Raw genomic sequence first — 5,294 nt, 5'->3', positions numbered from 1 at the left:
AGTTGCGAATGACAACTATGCTGAGGCGCGCCTCGCCGCTTAATTGCGGCTGGTAAGCCACTCTCAAGCCCTCGGCGGTAGCACGTCGAGGCGGGGTTCGGGGCACACCTGGCAACAGAAGTGCCCCATTACCCCCGTCGCTAGGCGAGGCTAGGGCCGCTGGCATGGGACGGTGAACGCAGGACCCCGGGCGCCCGATGGCGGAAGACCACGAACTCAGCTACGAAACGATGGTGGAGCGGGCGCTGCGCGGCGTGGTCCGCGAGACGCTCGAGACGGTCGCCAAGCAGGGCCTGCCGGGCAGCCATCATTTCTACATCACCTTCCACAGCCACTACCCGGGCGTATCGCTGCCGGACTATCTCCTGGAGCGCTATCCGAACGATATGACGATCGTCCTGGAGCATCAGTTCTGGGACCTCGAGGTCGAGGAGGACCGCTTCTCCGTATCTCTGAGCTTCGCCAACAAGCCGGAACGCCTGGTCGTGCCGTTCGACGCGCTGGTGTCCTTCGCCGATCCCTCGGTCCAGTTCGTCCTGCAATTCGAGGCCCTGGCCAAAGGCGAGGAGCCGGAGGAAGCGGCGCCGGTCATGCAGGAGAAGCATCAGGACGAGGGCGTCGGCCAGGCCGACGACGACTCCGCCGAGGTCGTGCCGCTCGACTCATTCCGCAGAAAGTAGGCCCGGTCAGAGACCTCGCTGGCACCGCTGATGCCCGGAGGATCGGATCAGCGCCGCGGCTCGTCGTCCCGGTCGGAGCCAGGCCCCGCCACCGGCTCGCCGAACAGGTCTTTGGCCATGTCGCCGACGAGGCGGTCGAGTTCCGCCTTGAGCTCGCGCCGCACCGTCGGGCTCAAGGCCTGGTCCTGGACCGGATAGGGGCCGGTTTCCTTGGTGCACTTCATCTCTTCCCCTCCTTTGGGGAAGCTGGGATAGGTAACACGCCAGTGTTCCGGACGGACCTTAAGGAAGAATGAGGACTAGTCTCTTTTGACTCCGCCAAGTCTCAGGTTCGACGGGCCGTCGGACGTGCCCCATACCGTGGCGCTGGCCCACGGCGCCGGCGCGCCGATGGATTCACCCTTCATGGAGGCGGTCGCCGACGGTCTGGCGCGCCGCAGGGTGCGGGTCGCGCGCTTCGAGTTCCCCTACATGGCGTCCCGGCGCACCGACGGCCGCCGGCGGCCGCCCGACCGGGAACCCCGGCTTCTGACCTGCTGGCGAGAGGTGGCGGCCGCGCTGAACGACAGACCGCTCGCCATCGGCGGCAAGTCGCTCGGCGGCCGCATGGCCAGCTTGATCGCCGACGAGGTCGGGGCCAAAGCCCTGATCTGCCTGGGCTATCCCTTTCACCCGCCGGGCAAGCCCGAGCGCCTGCGCACCGCCCATCTGGAGGGGCTGCGCACCCCGACGCTGATCGTCCAGGGCACGCGCGACCCCTTCGGCACGCGCGAGGAGGTGGCGGACTACGCCCTGTCGTCGGCGATCTCCTTTCACTGGGCCGAAGACGGCGACCACAGCCTCAAGCCGCGCAAGGCCTCGGGACGGAGCGAGGCCGACAACCTGAAGGCGGCAATCGAGGCCGTTGCCGACTTCCTCTCCGCCCTGACCTGATCCGCGGCGCCACGCCCCCGCTTGGCGCGGCGTGGCGCGACGCCTATGATCTGGCCGCACCCTAGAGCAGATCCAGGTTTGACTGAATCGCCGGAGGCGATCCATCAAACCCGGTGTATCTGCTCTAAACCTATGATGTAGAGCGGATTCACATGTTTAGTTGGAAACCACGAAGTGGTTCCATCTAAACATGATCCGCTCTAGCCGCGAGAGGACGCCATGAACGACCAGGCCGAAACCGGAGCCGAGACCCGGATCGAGAGCGATTCCATGGGCGAGCTCGCCGTTCCGGCGGACCGCTACTGGGGCGCGCAGACCCAGCGCTCGCTGATGAACTTCAAGATCGGCGGCGAACGCCTGCCCCCGGCGCTCATCCGGGCCCTGGGGGTCGAGAAGCTGGCCGCGGCCGAAACCAACATCTCGCTGGGCGTACTGGACCAGGAGAAGGGCGAGGCGATCACCCAGGCCGCGCGCGAGGTAGCCGACGGCAAGCTGGACGACCACTTCCCGCTCGTGGTCTGGCAGACCGGCTCCGGGACCCAGAGCAACATGAACGCCAACGAGGTGATCGCCGGCAGGGCCAACGAGATCCTGACCGGGAAGCGTGGCGGGAAAGCGCCGGTCCACCCCAACGACCACGTCAATATGGGCCAGTCGTCGAACGACACCTTTCCGACCGCCATGCACGTCGCGGCGGTCGAGCAGCTCGCGACCCAGACCGTGCCGGCGCTGCGGCGCCTGCACGACGCCCTGCGTCAGAAGGCCGAGAGCTTCAACTCGATCGTCAAGATCGGCCGCACGCACCTGATGGACGCCACGCCGCTCACGCTCGGGCAGGAGTTCTCCGGCTACGCGCACCAGGTCGGGCTCGGCATCGAGCGGATCGAGGCCACGCTGCCGCGCCTGGCCCAGCTCGCCCAGGGCGGCACCGCCGTGGGCACCGGACTGAACGCCGTCGAGGGCTTCGCCGAAGGCGTGGCCGAGCGCGTTTCCGCGATCACCGGGCTTTCCTTCGCGACCGCCGCCAACAAGTTCGAGGCCCTGGCCGCCCACGATGCCATCGTCGAGGCCTCGGGCGCGCTCAACGTGGTCGCCTGCTCGCTGATGAAGATCGCGAATGACGTACGCCTGATGGGCTCCGGCCCGCGCTGCGGCTTCGGCGAGCTGATCCTGCCGGCGAACGAGCCGGGCTCCTCGATCATGCCGGGCAAGGTCAATCCGACCCAGAGCGAGGCGCTCACCATGGTCTGCGCCCAGGTCATGGGCAATCACGTGTCCGTCACGGTTGCCGGCTCGAACGGCCACTTCGAGCTCAACGTCTTCAAGCCGGTGCTGATCTACAACTTGCTGCAGTCGGCCAAGCTGATCGCCGAGGGCAGCGATTCCTTCCGGGAGAACTGCGTCGCGGGGATCGAGGCGAACGAGGGCCGGATCGCCGAGCTGATGCACCAGTCGCTCATGCTGGTCACCGCGCTGAATCCCCACATCGGCTACGACAACGCGGCCAAGGTGGCCAAGAAGGCCTACACCGAGAACTCGACGCTGAAGGAGGCGGCCGTTGCGCTCGGCCTGCTGACAGCCGAGCAGTTCGATCAGTGGGTCCGCCCGGAGAACATGCTGGGACCGCGGGCCGCGCCGCCGAAGAAGTGACGGCCACCGTCCCCGGCGCGCCGGCCGTACAGACCCGCGACGACGGTGAGCGCGCGGCGCTACGCAAGCGCTCCATAACGATTGCCGGGCACCGCACCAGCCTCAGCCTGGAGCAGGCGTTCTGGGACGCGCTTCAGGAGCAGGCGGCAGCCGAGGGCCTCTCCCTCGCCGCCCTCGTGGCCAAGATCGACCGGGAGCGGAGCGGTAATCTGTCGAGCGCGGTCAGGGTCTACCTCCTGGAAATGGCCCGAAGCGCGGTCAGTTCGACAGATCCTTGATCGGGACGTCCGAGTCCGCCTCTGCGGCGGCGGGCGCAGCGCCTCTCCCCTGACGGAAGGCCGTGCCGCTCAGTCTGAGATCGGGCTCGTCGAGATCGCCCGACAGTTCGAGCGCGAGATAGGCCGGGCCCTGCTCGCCGGTCCGGCGCAGCTCCGTCACGCAGTCCAGGGTCCATTGCGGCAGGTCCGCGCTGGCGCGCACCTCGAGCCGGGCCGCCTCGCCGCGCAGTTCAAGCGACCGCGCGGTCACGATGCCCTTCTCGAACACGATTGCGCCGGTGAGGCGGGCCGGCGGTGCGGCGAAGGTCTCGGCGGCGAAGGCGAGACCGTCGGCCAGGCTACGAAGGTCCTCCGGCCGCCTGACCGGCGCGGCGCCGTTGCCCCCGCCCTCTTCCGGGGCCTCGAGCCTGAGGCTGCCCGAGAGCCGGGCCTGGCCGGAAAGCGAGGCCAGAAGCTGCGCCGGACTTCCCCCGCGGGCCTGCAGTTCCGCCTCCAGATCGACCGGGCCCGAGATCCCTGCGAGGTCGAACTGATCCTGAACGAGCGGTGCAAGCTCGACGGCGGCGGCGCGCAGCGCGAGCTCGCCCTCGAGGCGGGCAGAACCGGCGAGCCGGCCCGTGGCTTCGAGGCGCCCGCCGTAGGCGCGCCCCGAGAGCTCCTGGATCTCGAAGACGCCGTCGCGCAGACCTGCGGCTAGCGCGAGGTCGCGGATCTGCACCCGATCAACCAGGAGCCCGTTGAGGCGGAGCGCGAGGTCGCCGTCGAGGGCGCGCCAGGGCTCTGGGTCGCGCGCGGTCCTCGACCGCACCGGCCGAGACGGGTCGCCACCCGGCGGCGGCGCGAAAACGGCGGACAGCGGCGCGAGATCCCGCCAGGACAGCTCCTCCCCGGCGAGGTCGGCCGAAACAAAGGGGCGCGGCCCCGACAGATCGGCCGCGACCCGGCCCCGCGCCACGAGCTTGCCCAGCGCGAGCGTCACCTCGCCGGCCTCGGGCGCCATGACGGTGCCGGAAAGCCTCGCCTCCAGCTCCAAGGGCAGGGCCGCCGCGCCGTCCGCCGGGGCGGCGAAGACCGACGCGAGGTCGGGATGCTTGAGCGCGACCCGGGCGTTCAAGCCGGCGGGTCCCTCATCGAGCAGGGCCTTGCCCGAGAGCTCCAGCGTGCCGCCGAGGGCGGTCGCGGCGGCATCGAAGGTCACGTCGCTTTCCGACGCCAGGAACCCGGAGGTGACGCTGACCCTGCCGAGCCGCGGCAGGGGACCCGGATCCATGCCGAGCATGCGCAGCAGGGCCCGCGGACGGCCCTCCTCGATGGCGATATCGCCATCGATCTTGGGCCTTGCCGTCAGACCGGATACGACCCCGGACACGCGCGCACGGCCCCCGGCGAAATCCGTGGCCGAGGCCTCCCGGACGGTGAGCGAGCCTTCCCGGAGCATGGCGTCGACCCGCAGCCCCTCGAGCTCGGCGCCGCGGAAGGCGAGGCTGCCGACCCGGAGGTCGATGTTGGCGTCGAACCGGTCGACCAGTTCGCTGACGCCGCGCAGATCGCCGTCCGACGACGCCGGGGCGCCGGAGACCGGCGCCGCGGGAAGGAAGCGGCCGAGATCGACCCTCTCAACGACGAGTCCGATGCCGAGCCCCGGCCGATCGCGCAAGGCCACGATAACGCCGCCCGTCAGTTTGGTCCGGTCCAGCTCGGCCTCGAGATCGCGAAGCTCCAGCTTCTCTGGCCCCGCCACCAGCCGCCCGTC

6 protein-coding genes and 1 other RNA gene are annotated in these 5,294 nt (G+C 69.6%); 5 read left to right on the top strand and 2 right to left on the bottom strand.

Annotated elements, in window-relative coordinates:
• Together ssrA and QNJ67_23780 are read left to right on the top strand one after the other, a co-directional pair.
• Nucleotides 1-130, top strand: a transfer-messenger RNA (tmRNA) gene (gene ssrA, locus QNJ67_23785); the annotation flags it as partial.
• A gap of 67 nt (nucleotides 131-197) precedes the next feature.
• Entirely contained in the window at nucleotides 198-680 is a 483-nt protein-coding gene (locus tag QNJ67_23780; protein MDJ0612010.1) for a ClpXP protease specificity-enhancing factor SspB, read from the top strand.
• Between the two features lie 47 nt (nucleotides 681-727).
• Here QNJ67_23780 and QNJ67_23775 read toward each other — a convergent pair whose 3' ends face one another.
• Entirely contained in the window at nucleotides 728-904 is a 177-nt protein-coding gene (locus QNJ67_23775) for a hypothetical protein (GenBank protein ID MDJ0612009.1), read from the bottom strand.
• 85 nt (nucleotides 905-989) lie between these two features.
• Here QNJ67_23775 and QNJ67_23770 point away from each other — a divergent pair, with 85 nt between their 5' ends.
• The 3 genes from QNJ67_23770 to QNJ67_23760 all read left to right on the top strand — a co-directional run bounded on the left by QNJ67_23770 (nucleotide 990) and on the right by QNJ67_23760 (nucleotide 3,541).
• Entirely contained in the window at nucleotides 990-1,613 is a 624-nt protein-coding gene (locus QNJ67_23770) for an alpha/beta hydrolase (GenBank protein MDJ0612008.1), read from the top strand.
• A gap of 219 nt (nucleotides 1,614-1,832) precedes the next feature.
• Nucleotides 1,833-3,263, top strand: a complete 1,431-nt coding sequence (gene fumC, locus QNJ67_23765; GenBank protein MDJ0612007.1) for a class II fumarate hydratase — start codon at nucleotides 1,833-1,835, stop codon at nucleotides 3,261-3,263.
• Nucleotides 3,264-3,337: 74 nt separating this feature from the next.
• Entirely contained in the window at nucleotides 3,338-3,541 is a 204-nt protein-coding gene (locus QNJ67_23760) for a ribbon-helix-helix domain-containing protein (GenBank protein MDJ0612006.1), read from the top strand.
• On the opposite strand, the gene QNJ67_23755 is transcribed toward QNJ67_23760, so the two are convergent.
• On the bottom strand, nucleotides 3,522-5,294 hold a 1,773-nt coding region (locus QNJ67_23755), incomplete at its 5' end, for an AsmA-like C-terminal region-containing protein (GenBank protein MDJ0612005.1). The two genes, QNJ67_23760 and QNJ67_23755, sit on opposite strands and share 20 nt — an antisense overlap.

The sequence above is a fragment of the Kiloniellales bacterium genome (genome assembly GCA_030064845.1).
GTDB lineage: Bacteria > Pseudomonadota > Alphaproteobacteria > Kiloniellales > JAKSDN01 > JASJEC01.
Note: the sequence above shows the minus strand (reverse complement) of the source record. Positions and strands in the feature narration are given on the sequence as shown.

What these genes read in the sequence shown, in the direction of transcription:
- QNJ67_23780 (MDJ0612010.1), top strand. Translation starts at nt 198, where the DNA reads ATGGCGGAAGACCACGAACTCAGCTACGAAACGATGGTGGAGCGGGCG.
- fumC (MDJ0612007.1), top strand. Translation starts at nt 1,833, where the DNA reads ATGAACGACCAGGCCGAAACCGGAGCCGAGACCCGGATCGAGAGCGAT.
- QNJ67_23775 (MDJ0612009.1), bottom strand. Translation starts at nt 904, where the DNA reads ATGAAGTGCACCAAGGAAACCGGCCCCTATCCGGTCCAGGACCAGGCC.